Annotated in this window: 10 protein-coding genes; 5 read left to right on the top strand and 5 right to left on the bottom strand. The window is 55.9% G+C overall.

The annotated features are described in order from the left end of the window. The coding region (locus tag ACFQ1Z_RS14205) for an AIDA repeat-containing protein (protein WP_379058892.1) at positions 1-1,099 on the bottom strand (1,099 nt) is incomplete at its 3' end. A gap of 279 nt (positions 1,100-1,378) precedes the next feature. On the opposite strand from ACFQ1Z_RS14205, the gene ACFQ1Z_RS14200 reads away from it, so the two are divergent. The 3 genes from ACFQ1Z_RS14200 to ACFQ1Z_RS14190 all read left to right on the top strand — a co-directional run bounded on the left by ACFQ1Z_RS14200 (position 1,379) and on the right by ACFQ1Z_RS14190 (position 9,983). After that, positions 1,379-7,366, top strand: a complete 5,988-nt coding sequence (locus tag ACFQ1Z_RS14200; protein WP_379058889.1) for an alpha-2-macroglobulin family protein — start codon at positions 1,379-1,381, stop codon at positions 7,364-7,366. Next, positions 7,363-9,600, top strand: coding sequence for a penicillin-binding protein 1C (pbpC, locus tag ACFQ1Z_RS14195; RefSeq protein WP_379058887.1), 2,238 nt, complete (start codon positions 7,363-7,365; stop codon positions 9,598-9,600). The genes ACFQ1Z_RS14200 and pbpC overlap by 4 nt, the downstream gene beginning before the upstream one ends. A gap of 143 nt (positions 9,601-9,743) precedes the next feature. Beyond that, positions 9,744-9,983 carry a hypothetical protein gene (locus ACFQ1Z_RS14190; protein ID WP_379058885.1) on the top strand — a complete coding sequence of 80 codons (240 nt, stop codon included), beginning with the start codon at positions 9,744-9,746 and terminating at the stop codon, positions 9,981-9,983. Positions 9,984-10,105: 122 nt separating this feature from the next. On the opposite strand, the gene ACFQ1Z_RS14185 is transcribed toward ACFQ1Z_RS14190, so the two are convergent. Further along, positions 10,106-11,575: an iron-containing redox enzyme family protein gene (locus ACFQ1Z_RS14185; protein WP_379058884.1), complete on the bottom strand. Its 1,470-nt coding sequence runs from the start codon at positions 11,573-11,575 to the stop codon at positions 10,106-10,108. Positions 11,576-11,740: 165 nt separating this feature from the next. Here ACFQ1Z_RS14185 and ACFQ1Z_RS14180 point away from each other — a divergent pair, with 165 nt between their 5' ends. Continuing rightward, positions 11,741-12,742 carry a methyltransferase gene (locus ACFQ1Z_RS14180; RefSeq protein WP_379058882.1) on the top strand — a complete coding sequence of 334 codons (1,002 nt, stop codon included), beginning with the start codon at positions 11,741-11,743 and terminating at the stop codon, positions 12,740-12,742. 26 nt (positions 12,743-12,768) lie between these two features. Here ACFQ1Z_RS14180 and ACFQ1Z_RS14175 read toward each other — a convergent pair whose 3' ends face one another. From ACFQ1Z_RS14175 to ACFQ1Z_RS14165, 3 genes are all read right to left on the bottom strand, one after another. Then, entirely contained in the window at positions 12,769-13,314 is a 546-nt protein-coding gene (locus tag ACFQ1Z_RS14175; protein WP_379058880.1) for a YgjP-like metallopeptidase domain-containing protein, read from the bottom strand. A 59-nt stretch (positions 13,315-13,373) separates the two neighbouring features. Beyond that, positions 13,374-13,631 carry a hypothetical protein gene (locus tag ACFQ1Z_RS14170; protein ID WP_379058878.1) on the bottom strand — a complete coding sequence of 86 codons (258 nt, stop codon included), beginning with the start codon at positions 13,629-13,631 and terminating at the stop codon, positions 13,374-13,376. A 93-nt stretch (positions 13,632-13,724) separates the two neighbouring features. Further along, positions 13,725-15,686 carry a putative bifunctional diguanylate cyclase/phosphodiesterase gene (locus ACFQ1Z_RS14165; RefSeq protein WP_379058875.1) on the bottom strand — a complete coding sequence of 654 codons (1,962 nt, stop codon included), beginning with the start codon at positions 15,684-15,686 and terminating at the stop codon, positions 13,725-13,727. Between the two features lie 366 nt (positions 15,687-16,052). Between ACFQ1Z_RS14165 and ACFQ1Z_RS14160 the strand changes: the two genes are divergently transcribed. Continuing rightward, positions 16,053-17,219 (top strand): catalase family protein, encoded by a 1,167-nt coding sequence (locus ACFQ1Z_RS14160; protein ID WP_379058874.1) that lies wholly within the window; start codon positions 16,053-16,055, stop codon positions 17,217-17,219. Positions 17,220-17,286: the final 67 nt, after the last annotated feature.

Below are 17,286 nucleotides of genomic sequence, written 5' to 3'. Positions count from 1 at the left end.
GGTGTTTGGCGTTGGGGTCGGTGCTGGTATCCATACTGCTGCCTACGCTTTGCGGGCCATTCAGCAGTGCATGCAAGGCCATACGGCCTGAGAGGTCCATGAGGGCGGGCAAGGCGGCGCTGGCGGGGCGGTAGGCCGTCTGTCCATTCAATTGACCATTTGACGGACTACCTAACTGGCTGCTCAGATACCAGTTCTGCCCATTGCCGTTAGCATCACCAGCGCGCAACCGGTATTCGTAGGCACCTGCATACACCGGCTGCTTGAGCTTGAAACCATCTTTGCTGCTTTGTGCGGTGGTGACGGCACTGCCTTGTGCTTCGACCACTAACATGCCGTCACCCGTAGTCTTGCCACCCAGGCCGCCATGGTTGCGGATGGCGAGAAAAGTGCTGCCGGTGACACTACCCTTATCGCGGATGATGATCTTGTCACCCGGCATACTACCCTCGTCCAGCACCTGGTTGAGCGTGATCAGGCCACCTCTACCTATGAGCTTATCTATGCTCAGTGTTTTGGCGGCGAACTTGCCACCGGGGGCCTCAAAGTCGATATGGCCGGAGGGCTCAACATACAGGAAATTAAAGGCAGAATCGTCGGTCATTTTCCAGGTGGTTGATAGTGTGGCTCCACCAGGGCTGTTGCTGCCTGGCTCGTACCGGATATAGCCTTGCCATATTGAGCCAGTCTCAAGGTAAGCATCGCCACCGGATTTGACAGTGAGGTTTTCAATCGTCCCATTTTTGAAAACATACACCTTCCCAGACGACTCCACAGTAGTATTCTTCGCAGTACCGCCTGACTGTACAAACTGAATACCGCGGTTTTGCAATGAGGTCTTTTCTGCCGTGCCATTAACCACTTGCGTATCACCATTCTGAATCACAGCACCATTGGACGTCTCCCCTTTTTTCACTTCAATCTCGGCAGCCTGGGCTTGATAGCCAGCCAGGCATAACAAAGCTAACAGCAGGCTGGTGGGTTTGAAAGCACCGCTCAGCGAACCAGGGCCAACACAGTGCTGACCTGGGTTTTTAAAAGAAGAATGCGCGGATAAACAGGGTGGAGATTTCAGGGGTTGTTGTGTGTTTTTTGGCATGCCGCTGGCCTTTCCAGATGAAAGCTTAAGAATAAAAATGCAGGTAGTGCGGCATTCTCAAACATCTGGCAGCTATAAAGCTGACAAAAACTATCACCTGTTAACGACGGCTGGCTGACAAGCGGCTATGGCAAGAGTCAGCAAAGCTGGTTACACTTGAACCATACTGGCCATGGTGAGCGCCCCTGTTCACCATGTTGCAAACAGCTGGCCGGCCATTTACAAACCACCCGCCCGCCACATAAAAAGTAAAAAAGCTAAAAAAGTCAGAGGATATTCATGAGCGCGTTGAAGATCATATTGTTAAGCATGCTGTGGCTAACCAATGGTGTGCAAGCCGCACCTGCACCTGCCAGCGCTGCGGTCACTGTGCAATCATTCTCGCCGCAAGGTGAGATCAAGGCGGTGCGCCAGGTGAGTGCTCGCTTTTCTGAAGCCATGGTGGCGTTTGGTGACCCCAGGCTGGAAGCGCCTTTTGACATCACCTGCCCGGCCACTGGTCACGGGCATTGGGCCGATGGCCGCAACTGGCTATATGATTTTGATGATGACCTGCCCGCCGGGCTTAAATGCACTTTCACGCCCAAGCCTGCCTTTAAAAGCCTGAATGGCGTTGCGCTGGAGGCTAAGTCATTCAGCTTTAACACCGGTGGCCCGGCGATACAGATCTCACACCCTTATGAGGGTTATGGGGCGATTGATGAAGAGCAGGTGTTTTTACTGGGGCTGGATGCGCCTGTGGATATGGACTCAGTGAAAAAACACGCGGCTTGCAGTATCAAGGGCGTGGGTGACCGTATTCCGCTCAAGATCATAGAAGGCAGCCAGCGCGACAAGATCCTGGCCGAACAGGCTGGCCGTGCCAGCAATTTCTTTCAGGTGCTGACTAAAAATGCGCGCGTGGGCATAGTGGAAGTCAAAGACAAGCGCCTGAAAAATGCCAATGTCATCGTTGCCCAGTGTGACCGCAAATTACCGGCCGGTAGCCAGCTGACCTTGTGGTGGGACAAAGGGATCACCTCCACCTCGGGCATTGCCAGCACGCGTGCGCAATCATTGCAATTTACCGTGCGCGAAGCTTTTAAGGTGAGTGTGAATTGCACGCGCACCAACCCGAAAGCCGGCTGCGTGCCGGTGCTGCCTATCAGGGTGTCGTTTACCGCGCCAGTGGCGCGTGAGCTGGCCAGCAAATTGTTGCTCAAGACTGCCGATGGCAAGCAGATAGCGCCGGTGATCGCCAAGGATGACACCGGCAAAACGGTGGAGTCAGTGACTTTTAGCGGGCCTTTCACTGAAAAAACCAGCGTCAGCATTTCGCTGCCGTATGGGTTTGAAGATGACGCCGACCGTAGCGCGGTGAATGCCGCTGCTTTCCCGGTGAAACTGAACATAGATGAAGACCCGCCGCTGATCAAGTTTCCTTCACGCTTTGGCATACTGGAACAACATGCGCAGCCTGCGCTGCCGGTGAGTGTGCGCAATGTAGAGGCCACGCTGGCCGGCGTACAACTGCAATCCGCCACCCCGTCTGACCAGAAGGCTGACATGAAGGCAAAGACCAGTCGCGGCATGCTGGGCAGGCTGGCACTGGACGATGACGCGACGCTGGCGCAATGGTTTTTCCGCGTGACACGCCACCCTGATAACGAGCTGGACCGGCAGTTTGAGCGGGAGCACAAGCGCTATCCGCGCGAAGGCGAGATCCCGTTGCTGATGGATACGGCCAACAATAGCGGTTTTAAAACCAGCCCGTTACAACTGCCACGCGCCCACGGTGACAAGACCTTTGAACTGATAGGCGTGCCGCTGAAAAAACCCGGTTTTTACGTGGTTGAATTCGCCAGTGACCGCCTGGGTGCAACCTTGCATGGCGAGCAGAAGCCTTATTACGTTTCTTCCAGCGCGCTGGTCACCAATATGGCGGTGCACCTGAAACAGGGCCGCGAATCATCACTGGTGTGGGTGACACGGCTGGATAACGCGCAGCCGGTGAGCAATGCTGCGGTGCGCGTTTCTACCTGTGAAGGCCGCACGCTATGGGAAGGCAACACCGATAGCAAAGGCATGGCGCATATCGCAGAGCCACTGGCCGAGGGCTATTACAACCAGTGCTATGGTTTGCTGGCAACGGCACGCAAGGGTGACGACCTGTCGTTTGTGTTCTCCTCGTGGGATGATGGCATCAGCCCCTGGCAATTCAACCTGGGTGGCGGCGCCGGCGGCACACCGCTGATCGCGCACACGGTGTTTGACCGCCCGCTGTTCCGCGCTGGCGAAAAAGTTTCTATGAAGCACTTTATCCGCGTGCGCACCGGTAAAGGCTTTGAGCTGGCAGAGCAACAGCCGGACAGCATCAGCATAGTGCATGGCGGCAGTGGCGAAAAATACGATGTAGATGTGGCCTGGTCAGGCACGGCCGGTCTATCGACCTGGGCTATCCCCAAAGAAGCCAAACTGGGTACTTATGTCGTTTCTATGATGGTAGGGCAACAGATGTTTTCATCAGGCACTTTCCGCGTTGAGCAATACCGGGTGCCGCTGATGAAAGCGGTGCTGAAAGCGCCGGCGCAGCCACTGGTGAATGGCACCCAGCTGGCGATAGATGCGCAACTGAATTACCTGGCAGGCGGTGCTGCCGCTGGCGCGCCGGTCAAGTTCCGTAGCCGCCTGGTGCGCTACCCGCTGCAATACAGCGAGTTTGAGGATTTCAGTTTTGGCGGGCGCGTGCCTAAAGAAGGCATAGAAGCGGTACAACCTTATTCTTATGACCCGGAAATGGAATACGACGGCGAAACTGTGAGCGAAGATGCCTCTGCGCAAGTGAGCGGCTATCCGGCAAAAACGGTGAGTGTGTCGCTGGATGGCAATGGCGGCGCCAGGGTGACCTTTGACAAGCTGCCCAGAGTGCAGGAATCACATGCGCTTGAAGTTGAAATGGAATACACAGACCCTAACGGCCAGATATTGAATACCGCCACCCAGGCCATGGTGTTGCCTGCGGCCTTGTCGCTGGGGATCAAGATAGAAGGTTTTTTTGCCACCAAAGAGCGGCTGGCTTTCAAGGTGCTGGCAGTCGATGCGGCCGGTCACGCCTGGGCAGACCGCAAAGTGAATATAGAGGCTTATACACGCAAGACCTACGCCTACCGCAAACGCATGCTGGGCGGATTTTACGCCTATGAACAAACGGCAGAAGTGAAAAAAGCCGGCAATGTCTGCAGCGGCACTACCGACAAGCGCGGCATACTGGTGTGCGATGGTGCGGCACCTGAATCCGGCGAGATCATACTGGTGGCCACCGCCCAGGATAAGCAGGGCAATATCGCCGTTGCCAGCAGCGAAGTCTATGTGGCCGACGATAACAGCTGGTTTGACGCCTCGCAAAGTGACCGTATCGACATTTTGGCTGACAAGCGTAGTTATGAGCCGGGCGAGACCGCGCGATTTGAAGTGCGCATGCCTTTCCGCAAAGCCACTGCCCTGGTCACGGTCGAGCGTGAAGGCATACTGGATTCATTCGTGGTGCCGGTCAGCGCCAGTTCGCCGTTTGTTAAAGTGCCTATCGCCGGCAATTACGGCCCGAATGCTTATGTCTCGGTGATGGTGGTGCGCGGCCGTATAGACCCCGAAGTATCCGGCCAGTTTTCGTGGTTGAAACGCATGATGTACCGCGTGGGCATGTTCTTTGGCCTGGTCAAGAAAATGCCGGTTGAGATCGATACGCGGCCGACGGCGCTGGTGGACCTGACCAAGCCGGCGTTCAAGCTGGGCATGACGCAGATCCGTGTCGGCTGGCAGGCGTATAGCCTGAAAGTAAAGGTAGAGCCTGACCGCCAGGCTTACCATGTGCGCGACAAGGCACGCGTGAAACTGACCGTGACCGACCCGTCAGGCAAACCGGCGGCCAATGCCGAGGTAGCGCTGGCAGCGGTGGATGAAGGCCTGTTGCAACTGGCAAAACCGCAATCGTGGAATCTGCTGGAAACCATGATGGAGCGGCGCGCGCTGGAAGTGCGCACCTCGACCGCGCAGTCACAGGTGATAGGCAAGCGCCATTTTGGCAAGAAAGCGGTTGCGCCTGGCGGCGGTGGTGGCCAGGGCGCCAATGCGCGCGAGCTGTTTGATACCCTGCTGTTGTGGAAACCCAGCCTGAAACTGGATGCGCGCGGCCAGGCGGTGGTCGATGTGCCGTTGAATGATTCTTTGACTTCGTTCCGCATTGCGGCGATCGCCCACGCTGGCAGCATGCGGTTTGGCTCTGCCTCTACCTTGATCCGCAGTGGACAGGAAGTGATGCTGTTCTCCGGCTTGCCGCCGTTTGTGCGCGAAGGCGACCAGTTCAATGCCATGGTCACGGTGCGTAACGGCGCTGAGCGCGATCTGACACTGGATGTGGCCCTGACCGATGACGTCAGCAAAACACCGAAATTACAGCGTATCAGCCTGAAACCTGGCCTGGGTGCCAGCCTGGCTTTCCCTATCAACGTGCCGCTGAATATAGATAAACTGGGCTGGACTATCACTGCTAAAGAAGTCAGCAGCGGCAAGCAGCAAAAACTGGCGCAGGATACGCTCAAGGTGGCACAGCAGGTGGGGGTTGCCGTGCCGGTACGCGTTTACCAGCAGACCTTGCAGCAACTGAATGCCGAACCGCAACCGGATGCGCCATGGGCGTTTTCGGTGCAGCAACCGGCAGGCGCTATCGCCAGACGCGGTGGCGTGGATATCCAGTTGAACCGCTCACTGGCGGGCAACCAGGACGGCCTGCGTGAATGGATGGCCAGCTACCCTTATGTCTGCCTGGAGCAGCGCGCTTCGGTCGCCATCACCCTGGATAACCAGGACAGGTGGAACCAAGTGATGAATAGCCTGCCTGCGCACCTGGACGCGGATGGCCTGGCCATGTACTTCGCCATAGACTGGTTGCGCGGCGACGATACGCTGACCAGTTATTTGCTGCGTATCGCCGATGAGGCGCAGTTCAGCATCCCGGAAGGGCCGCGCGAGCGCATGCTGAAAGGGCTGGAAGATTTTGTCGCCGGCCGTATACACCGTTATGGCAGCCTGCAAACGGCCGACCTCACCCTGCGCAAACTGGCGGCGATAGACGCGCTGGCAAGGTATGAGCGGGCGCGTCCGGCCATGCTGGACTCGCTGGAGATCAACCCTAACCTGTGGCCTAGCTCGGGGGTGATAGACTGGATATCGGTATTGCAACGCTTGCCGGAGATCGCCGGGCATGACGAGCAGCTGAAACAGGCGCGTCAGATCCTGCAATCACGGCTGATGTTCTCAGGCACCACCATGAATTTCTCCACCGAAAAGCAGGATTACCTGTGGTGGCTGATGGTGTCGCCTGACCTGAATGCGGTGCGGGCATTACGCCTGCTGGCAGAAGACCCGGACATGGAAGCAGCCGATATAGGCCGCCTGGCCCGTGGTGCGCTGGCCCGCCAGAGCAACGGCCACTGGAGCACCACTGTCGCCAATGCCTGGGGAGCGGTCGCCCTGCGTTATTTCCAAACACATTTCGAGAAAATACCGGTGGCAGGCACTACCCAGGTCAAGCTGGGTGAGCAGGCAGTCTCTCTCAACTGGGCAGATGCCAGAACAGCTGCGCAACTGGACAATCATCATGTAGACCCGACAAAAGGCACACCTATGGGCGCTGGCCTGGCCACCCATTTTGCCTGGCCCAAAACCGCCACCCCGCTTTCCATACAGCATCTGGGTGCAGGCAAGCCATGGGCATTCGTCACCTCCAGGGCTGCCTTGCCGCTGGAGAAACCGCTGTTTGCCGGCTATAAACTCAAGCGCAGTGTCACTGCCATAGAGCAGAAGACCCGTGGCCAGTGGCAACGCGGTGACACCTACCAGGTGCAGCTGGAGATAGACGCGCAAAGCGATATGACCTGGGTGGTGGTGAATGACCCGGTGCCGGCCGGTGCCACCATTCTGGGTAGCGGCCTGGGCGGCGATTCCAGCCAGCTGGCTGCCGGCGAAAAACAAGCCGGCTGGCAGCGCCCGGCATTTGAAGAACGCGCGTTTGATGGTTTCCGTGCTTATTACGCTTATGTACCCAAAGGCAAATTCAGCATTGAATACACAGTGCGCCTGAACAATGCCGGCCGTTTTGCCATGCCAGCCAGCCGCGTCGAGGCCATGTATGCGCCGGAGATATTTGCCGAGACGCCGGTGCCTGCCATGGAGGTTAAAGCCACGGAAGTTAAACCTATGGAAGTTAAACCAGGGACACCCGCCAGGTGACGCGCAAACAAACGCTGCTGGCAGCACTGACCCTAGCCGTCATTGTTGCCAGTGGCTGGGTGTTTATCACGCCTACCCCCAGTTTTGAGCAAGTCAGGTCTGCCACCCGCAGTTCAGAAGCCGTGCTGCTGGACCGCCATGGTGTAGTGCTGCAACGGCTGCGCCTGGATAAACAGCGCCGCATGCTGGAGTGGATAGCCTTAGCGGACATTTCGCCCAGCTTGCAGCAGGCGGTACTGGTGGCCGAAGACAAACGTTTTTACCAGCATGCCGGGGTAGATTTGCTGGCTGCCGGCTCTGCCGGGCTGGATAACCTGCGGCGTACGCGCGCCCGCGGTGCCAGCACTATCACCATGCAACTGGCCAAACTGCTCAACCAGGGCGCTGCTGATTCAGGACAAAATAGCTGGGCCGCCAAACTCGGCCAGATACGCATGGCGCTGGCGCTGGAGCTGCACTGGAGCAAAGCGCAGATACTCGAAGCCTACCTCAACCGCGTGACCTTTCGCGGTGAGCTGGTCGGTATTGATGCCGCCGCCAGAGGGCTGCTGGCAAAAGGCCCGAATGGGCTGGATAGCATAGATGCCGCCATCCTGGCGTCGCTGATCAGATCACCCGGCGCTGCACGCAGCCGGCTGGCCAAACGTGCCTGCGCCACCTTGCAGGCCATGCCAGCCAGCCTCAACCGCCAGTCAAAAAAACAGCCCTGCCTTGAGGTGACCCTGCGCACCGCGCTGCTGCCGTCGCGCCCTTTCCCCATGCCTGGCATAGACGACGCACCGCATTTGGCGCGGCGCTTGCTCACTCAACATGGCCAACGACTGCAAACCAGCATAGATGCCAGTCTGCAGCGTTTTGCCCGCGACACCCTGCGCACCCACCTGGCACAGCTGGCAGAGCAGAACGTGGAAGACGGCGCAGTGGTGGTGCTGGATAACCACAGCGGCGAAGTGCTGGCCTATGTCGGTTCCAGCGGTGACCTCTCCGGCGCGGCAGAAGTCGATGGCGTGTCGGCCCTGCGCCAGCCTGGCTCTACCCTGAAACCGTTTTTGTATGCGCTGGCGATAGACCAGGGCTGGCTGAATGCCAGCTCGGTGCTAGACGACTCACCACTGGCGTTGACCACGCCCAGCGGCCTGTATATCCCGCAGGATTACGACAGGCACTTTCAGGGCGCAGTCAGCGTGCGCACGGCGCTGGGGGCATCACTGAATGTGCCGGCCATACGCACGCTGACGCTGGTCGGGCTAGACCCTTTTCTTGACACCCTCAGAGGCCTGGGCCTGAACAGCCTGACGCGCGATGCCGAGCATTATGGGTTTGGCCTGGCACTGGGTGGCGCAGAAGCCAGCCTGCTGCAACTGAGCAATGCCTATCGCGTACTGGCCAACGGCGGCGTCTGGCAACCGGTCAGTTTTAGCCCGGCCGGCCAGGTGGCTGGCGCCGACACCAGCAAAACACAGCTATTCAGCGCGCAAGCCAGTTTTATCATCAGCGACATCCTCGCCGACGCGGGTGCACGCACCATCACTTTCGGCCTTTCCAGCCCGCTTTCCACCCGCACCTGGGCGGCGGTGAAAACCGGCACCAGTAAGGCCATGCGGGATAACTGGGCAATAGGTTACACAGACCGCTATACAGTAGGCGTGTGGGTAGGTAATTTTTCCGGGGCACCGATGTGGGATGTCTCCGGCATCACCGGCGCCGCCCCGGTCTGGCGTGACATCATTGAACACCTGCACCAATCGCGCCATAGCCAGCAACCCGCCGCACCAGCCGGGCTGCTGCAGCAGCAAGTACGCTACCAGCCCGCCATAGAATCCCCCAGGCAGGATTGGGTGATACTGCCCAGGCAGGCAGCGCAGACAGCCGCAAACCAGACCGCAAACCAGACCGCAAACCAGACCGCAAACCAGACCGAAAGCCAAACTATAGTCGTCAATGTCACGCCGTCATCCGCCACCCTGATCGCACCGCCGGATTCGGCGATCATTGCGCCCGACCCGGATATTCCCCAGCAGCGGCAAGCCTTGTTATTGCAGTCTGGCGGCAGCGGTAAATCCTGTCTGCTACTGGATGACAAGGCGGTAGCCGCGTGCGGAAAAAGCAAAGTTTTGGTGCCACTCCCGTTACTAGGCAAACACAAGCTGACGCTGACAGATGCGCACGGCAAGCTGCTGGACACGCATACTTTTGAGGTGCGCGGGCTGCATATGCCTGGCAAAGCTAAATAAGCACCAGGGGCAAACCTTGCATCCCCCTGTAGCAACCATCGCAGATTTAGATACACGGTTTTAAATGTGCGGTTTTAAATGTGCCGCAGCCAGAACCATTCTGTACAATGCGTTATCAAACCAGCAGTCAGCAAGGAGTACGCATGTTTAAACTGAAAAAATGGTTATGGACACAATGGCAAAAACTGTTAGGCACTGACCGCGCCTACGCCAGATACCTGGCCCATTTCAACCGCTACCAGCGCCAGGCGGTGGATGATGAGTTGCAGCAGTCGTTAAACCTCAAACCCATGAGCAAGCAGGCATTTGAACAGGCATGGCAGAAAAAGACCCTCAAGCCCGGCGGCAAATCTTGTGGCTGCAGCTCGGGTGGTTGTCACTAGCACTCTGGCCGCTGATCGTCAGCCAGCAAAAAAGCCGCATAGCAATGCGGCTTTTTTTATTGACTGGTCATTGTTTGTATATTGACTGGTCCATAGTCAGCTGACTAAAACAGGTCAGCTGACTAAAATAGTGAATCCATATGCGATTTGAAATAGCGGGTCGCAGACAAGCCTAGCGGAGTGTAGTGTTTGGCCGGTGACATCCACTCGACCAGAAAGTCCATCAGTATCTGCTCGTCATCTATGCCATGCACATGGCGCTCGAAGGCGAGCTGGTCCTGGTTGAAATCGTTAGCCTGGCGCATCTGCTGTGTGAGTTTATGGCCGGACCTGAAGTCGTAGACATTGCCATATTTTTTGTGCAGCGCTTCATCGTGGGCGATGGCCTGTTTTTCTACCATGCGCCATGGCTTGCCCAGGCGTGCGAGCATCAGCTGTGACTCTAGCGCCTCACCGGCGATCCAGTCATAGATCACTTGCTGTTCATAACCGGTGAATACGCCGAACATGGGCGCTTTGTCGCCAGCGATCACTTTCCAGAACGGGCTTTCTTCTGGGTTGTGGTGACGTTTCACCCAGCCAGTTTTTTCCATCTCTTGTAAAAACAGGGCCACCTGGTCCTGCTCTTTCAGCCAGTCATTGACTGTTCTGCCACCAATCACGCAGCGATCTGAATGCATGAACTGGCCGATATTGGCTTTGCTCTGCAGTATGCGCACCACTTCGGCCTGCATATCGAACTGCTGGATGATATCCAGCGTGCTCAGACCGACATCATTCAATTTCACGCCATTGATCACGCGCTGCATATAGTCGCTTGCATCAGCGAACACCGGCATGGCCTCACGCACCGCATCTATCGCGCCACGCGCATGGCCAGACTGGGCGTTATCAATGGTGGTGTGCAGGGTGAAATAATAGGGGTCTATATTGAGCTCTTTGAGCTCATAAGCCGTGATCAGCAGATGCAGCGGCAGCTGCTCGTAACCGAGGTTAAAACCGATGACTTCAGGCAAGTGACTGTCAGTGTGTGTGGCTAACGCCAGCTGGATCGCGCCCTGGGTGAAGAATTTTTCATCGAGGTTTTTCCAGTCTTCGCACGCATTCAGCTTTAACAGTTTGCGGTAAAGCACGACGTGATTCATGGCTTCTACGCCATCGCCCAGCTCTTCCAGGTAGATCTTGATCAACGAAACCAGCCTGGGGTCTTGCCAGTGTTTCATCAAGCCATATAGCCATGAACCATCCACCAGTTTGGTCGGTGCCACTGCGCGCAGGAAAAAAAGTGCATGTGATTTGCTGCGGAAATACCTTCTCGGTTGACCGGCTTTGCGGCCGGCCAGATATTCGTGATACTGGTGGCCGACCAGCTCATTGTGCTCTGCCAGCCAGGTTTCTAACTCGGCCAGGGTGGCCGGCATGCTGGTGGCATGGCTGTGCGTCTCGCTCAGTTGTCTGGCCAGAAAAGCAGCACTCTCCGCTTTGGTTCTGGCGGATAGCTCAGATTCTAACAATGAGAAGTAAATCGATTTTGCAGACCACTGCCTGACTGCTTGCTGCGGTCTTCCGATTTCTATATGCACACCAGACATAGCGAACGCCTTTGATTGATCAAGTCAGTAAGTTACGCAGTTAGCGCTGAATTCCATATCAGACAATCAAGGAGAAACATGTAGGAATGCGCTTATTAAAACAATGGCAGACTTCTGTTAAGCTGATATGTCATTACTTCTTGCTATTGCCAAAGGATTTTCACCGTGACAGCGCAAGTCCAAGATTCAATCGCCAGTGCACCGTTAGAAAAACTGTTAGCCATTTTGTATGCGCGCGGCTACCAGTTTGTCACGGTCACCCCCACTACTCACGCGCTGGTCAATCAGCGGGCCGAGAATGCCAGTGCCAGTAACCTGCATGATGTGTTTGGCTGGAACCGCCCGTTCAGCAAAGACATCGTAGGCGAGGAGATTTTAGAACTGCTGCAAGCCGCCGGTGCGTTACGTGCTGTAGACCAGGGCTGGCAGTCGCTGGTGCGCGTTTCCAGCGTGGCCGACAAATTGTTTGTGCATTCCGGATTTCCCACCGAGTCGCAGGACGCAGTGTTTTTTGGGCCGGACACCTACCGTTTTATCAATGCCATGTACGGCGCGCTGGCGACCCTGCCGGGCAAAGTGCAGCGTTGTGTCGATATAGGCACAGGCTCGGGTGTAGGCGCTATCCTGCTCGCAGAAGCACTGCCTTACGCTGCCATCTGGGGTGTGGATATCAATGAAAAAGCATTGTCTTTTGCTGAAACCAATTCCAAAGCCAGCGCGATCACCAACGTGCATTTTCAGTACAGCAACCTGCTGCACGACCTGCAAGGCGAGTTTGATCTGATCATTGCCAACCCGCCCTACCTGGTCGACCCCTCCGCCAGAGCTTACCGTCATGGTAGCGGCCCATTGGGTGCACAACTTTCGCTGGATATCGTGCAAGCGGCCCTGACCCGATTGGCCCCCGGCGGCAGCCTGATGCTGTACACCGGCGTCGCCATCGTTGACGGTCATGACCCGTTTGTGGAAGCAGTGAAACAGATGACCAAAGACGCGGGCTGCACCTATCAGTACAAAGAGCTGGACCCGGATATTTTCAGTGAAGAACTGTCTACGGCAGCCTATGCCCGGGCAGACAGGATAGCGGCGGTGTGGTTGCAGGTGAGCAGGCCCACGCTAGAAGCAGATACCTTATTGCAGCTGATCAGCACGGTGGCAGAGCCGTAAAGACAGTGTATACAAGACAGGCTGTTTTAATCATCCAGCCTGTCTTTTTCAACACCAGGGATAACAGGCAGACGTTTCAGCGCCAGCGCTAACAGATAAAGGCGACAATCAAACTCATACTGCATATAGTTGGGTTCCATATGCTGGCATAGCTGGTAAAAGGCTTTGTCGTGATCGCGCTCTTTAAGATGGGCGAGTTCATGTACCACTATCATGGTCAAAAACTCCGCCGGTGTGGCTTTGAAAAATGCTGAAATGCGTATCTCTTTTTTGGCTTTGAGTTTGCCGCCCTGCACGCGTGAGATGGCGGTATTCAAACCCAGGGTCTGCTTTTCCACCGTCAGCTGGTTATCGAAATAGACTTTATCCAGCAGTGGCGCATTTTTCAGGTAGCGCTGCTTGAGCTCGCTGCAAAAGTCATACAGCGCTTTATCGCTTTGAATGGTATGCGCTTGCGGGTAGCGCTGGCTGATGTAATGCTGCAGTTTGTCCTGCGTGTGCAATTGCAGTATCTGCGCATGCATATGGGCGGGGTATGCGGGGAAGTATTGTTGAATGAGCAGCAAAGACATGCCGCTATTTTAGGCCAGCGGCCACGCTTAATAAAACAAAGCTGAAAAAAATAGCTGCTTTACATAGAGAAATCAGACGATAGATCCATGGTGTTAGGGCCTGCGGATGGCTGGTAGGTGGAGGTTTCCTCGGGGTGTGCGGCTTGCCAGGTCTGATAAGCCGCCAGGTCTGGCGCACTCAGGCGCTGAATATCATCCGCGCTCAGGCTGTCAAAAGTGCGTCCATCACTGGTTGAAATACTGGTTGCTGACTCAGCGGCGTGACTATGCACCGCCAGCAACAGCATCAACAACATGCCCACGATAGTTTTTTTCACCACTGCCCCAAGCCTGAAAAATAAGCTCTCAGCTTAAGCGACTACCATGCGCACAACAATAGGAAAGATTCATTGCTGACCGCGTTTTAACGGTCAGGCAACCTTGCCTGGCAACCTGATCTCGGCTGCTGCCAGGCCAGCCGTTACCATATTTGCGGTCACGCCAGGCTGGTCCAGGTAGTGCTGTATATGCTCTTCTGCCATCGGTTTGGAATAGAAATAACCCTGGATCAGCTGGCAACCCATCTGCTGCAGAAACTGCACCTGGCTTGCGGTTTCGGCACCTTCGGCCACGCACTCCACCTGCATGCCCTGGCACAGTGCCAGTATGGAACGCACTATGGTCTGGCTGGTGGGGTTGGTTTCTATGTCCTTGATAAAACTGCGGTCTATCTTGAGCTTATCCAGCGGCAGGTTTTGCACATGGCTGAGGCTGGAATAACCGGTACCAAAATCATCCAGGGCGATGCGTGCGCCAGACTGGCGTAGCAGCTCAATATTATCCTTGGCAGTGGTAAAGTCTTGCAGCAAGGCGGTTTCGGTCACTTCAAACACAAAGCGTGAGGGGTGGATACGGCTCTGCGCCACCATGTAGATCAGTTCTTCTATCACCGCCTTGTTGGTCACATCATAGGCAGAAAGATTGAACGACAGCCGGATGTGCGCCGGCCAGCTGCCCATGACGATAATGGATTTCTGGAACATCAGCCGCGTCAGGTCTGAAATGATGCCCAGGCTCTCTGCCACGCCGATAAACACCGCCGGCGGCACTATGCCTATGCTGGGGCTGTTCCAGCGGGCCAGGCTTTCAAAAGAGCTGATAGTGCCAGTGTTGACATTGATGATAGGCTGAAACACCGGGAACAACTCTGCTTCAAGATCGGCAGCACGCAAGGCCTGGTCGACTTTATGCAGGTGCTGGCGCTCTTCTTCCAGTGTCTGCGAATAGATCTCCATGTTGCCGCGGCCAGTGCGCTTGACGTGGTAAAGCGCAAAATCTGCATGCTCGTACAGCTCCTGCGCGGTATCTTTGCTGTTAGCGTACACGCAGGCACCGATAGAGGCCTTGATGCTGATGAGTATGCCGTCGGCGATGATAGGTTGCGAGATGACGCGATTCACTTCCTTGCCTATCTGCCTGAGTATCATATGCTGGGGATCTGTCACCATCTGGAAGGCGAACTCATCGCCGCCCAGGCGATAAAACTGCACGCCGGCGATTTTGATACGCGCCAGGCGCGCGCCCATTTCGGTCAGCACCAGGTCACCGATATGGTGGCCATACACATCATTCACCGGCTTGAAATTGTCCAGATCGACAATGCCCACGGCAAAGCGGTCTGCGGTTTTTTTGGCGCGGGCGAGTTGCTGTTCCACATGCACGAAGAACTGGCGGCGGTTAGGCAGCTGGGTCAGGGCATCGAGGTTAGCCAGGCGCTGGTTTTCCTCCAGCAGGCTATGCGTCTCGTGAGTGGCATTCACCAGCCGGTCAAACACATTGCTGCTGGCGCGCATGGCGAATAGCATGCCGGCTTCAAACACCAGTACTAGGCCAGCCAGCACATAAGGCTGCTCAAAATCGCCCATAAAAATGCATACCAGGGCGGCAGAGATCAGCAGGCAATTATAGATAAATGCCGCGACGCCTATCTTGCTCAGGATGAAAGCAAAGCACAGCCCGAATAAAGTGATGTAAATAATGAGGAAGTAATGGCCGAAACTATCGGTGTGGTTGAACAGGTATAAACTGCGGAAAAAAGTCACTACGCCGGAAAACACTAAGACGATGGAAGCAGCGCGCAATCGCCAGCGCACTTTTTCTATGCCCGGATTATCCTCGCGGTGCCAGAACCAGTAGATGAACAGCATGGCCGCCAGGGTCATACGCACCAGTGGCATCGCCACCGACACCCGCCAGTCTATGCCATCCTGCAGGGCGACCACCTGGATAGCCGTCGCACTCAACCCGGCGAAGATCACCACAGGCACATCGGCCATCAGGCTACGATACCTGGCGAGCAGCAGTTCGGGACTTGTTGTTTTAGAAAAAGGCATTTTTTAAATTCATTTCTGGTTGCCCAATATTAATTAGCGGCAATTTAATCTAATCTCCCGGTGACAGGCAGATTATCAGCTCTATTCTCAGCCGGTTTATTGCTCAAGCGCCTGAATCATACGCGCTCAGCCATGCCGCGGGCAGATTTTCCTGCAAACTTTACCAGGCTGGCGTCAGCTTTGCGGTAAGCCTGTCCTACAAGATGATGCGCAGCTTACTGATGGAGCGGATAAGCAAATCGTTATTAAATAAAGCGGCCTATACATATCTCTGTGTATCTGCATGGACAATAACAATAACCGCCCTGCCGGAAGACCCCGTTCGATTACAGGGATAGCCCACAGGCATCACCCAAGGCCCTCACCATGAGCACAGCACCTGGTAGTAGCACTACACCTGGCATCAGCACTACACTTGGCACTAGCAAACAATTAGCCCAGCCTGTCACCTATGACCCCGCCTACGAAATAGCCGAGCCGGATGAGCAGCAGACCATACAAGCGCTGGTCAGCACGCTGCAAAGCATCAGTGATGTCACGGCCAGGGATTCTGGCCATGGTTACCGCAGTGTACATATCAAAAGTCATGGCTTGCTCAGGGGCAAGCTGACGGTGGCACCCGGCCTGCCGCCCGAGTTGAAGCAAGGCATCTTCGCCGACGAACAGGTGTACGAAACGGTGATCAGGCTTTCTACCAGCCCGGGCGACTTTCTGGCAGACAGCGTATCCACGCCCAGAGGCTTGGCCCTGAAAGTGATAGGTGTGCAGGGCGAGCGATTGCAAGGTGACGCCGCAGCTCAGACCCAGGATTTTCTGCTGGTGAGCGGCCAGTCGTTTGTGAATAAAGATGCGAAAAGTTTTTTATCCGGCCTGAAGTTACTGGCCAAAACCACCAACAGATTCCCCGAATTCAAAAAAGTGATCTCTAGCGTGTTGCGCGGCTTAACCCGGCTGCTGGCAAGCCTGGGTATTGAGAGTGCAACGCTCAAAGCCATGGGCGGCTACCCCGAGACCCATATTCTGGGAGAGCAGTTTTTTACCCAGGTGCCGGTGCTGTACGGGCCTTATATGGCAAAACTGTCAGTACGGCCCGCTAGCCCTGGCTTGCTGGCCCTGGCCGGCAAACATTTGAACAGCAATGGCTTAAATACCAGGGATAACCCAGATGCATTGCGGCAGGCAGTGAATGCTTTTTTTGCCACGCATGCCGGTCAGTGGGAGGTATTGGTGCAGCTATGCAGAAACCTGGACACCATGCCGATCGAAGATGCGGCAGTGGTATGGCCAGAACATGAAAGCCCTTACCTGAAAGTAGCGACCATAGATGTTGCACCGCAAAAGGCCTGGGATGACAAACTCACGCCGCCGATCGAAGACAAGCTGGCGTTCAGCCCGTGGAACGGCATCGCAGCGCACAGGCCTCTTGGATCGGTGATGCGTGCACGCAAACTGACTTACCAGCATTCCAGCAATTTCCGCCGGCAAATGAACGGTTGCCCCATGCACGAGCCGCAATCTACCGAGCAGCTGTAAGGCTTGGCCAGCAGCTAGAAATGCAAAAAAAGCCACACAAAAGTGTGGCTCCTGATATTGACTAAAT

It is taken from the genome of Methylophilus luteus, from assembly GCF_042676265.1.
GTDB classification, from domain to species: Bacteria; Pseudomonadota; Gammaproteobacteria; order Burkholderiales; family Methylophilaceae; genus Methylophilus; species Methylophilus luteus.
This window is presented reverse-complemented; position numbering and strand designations above follow the sequence as displayed.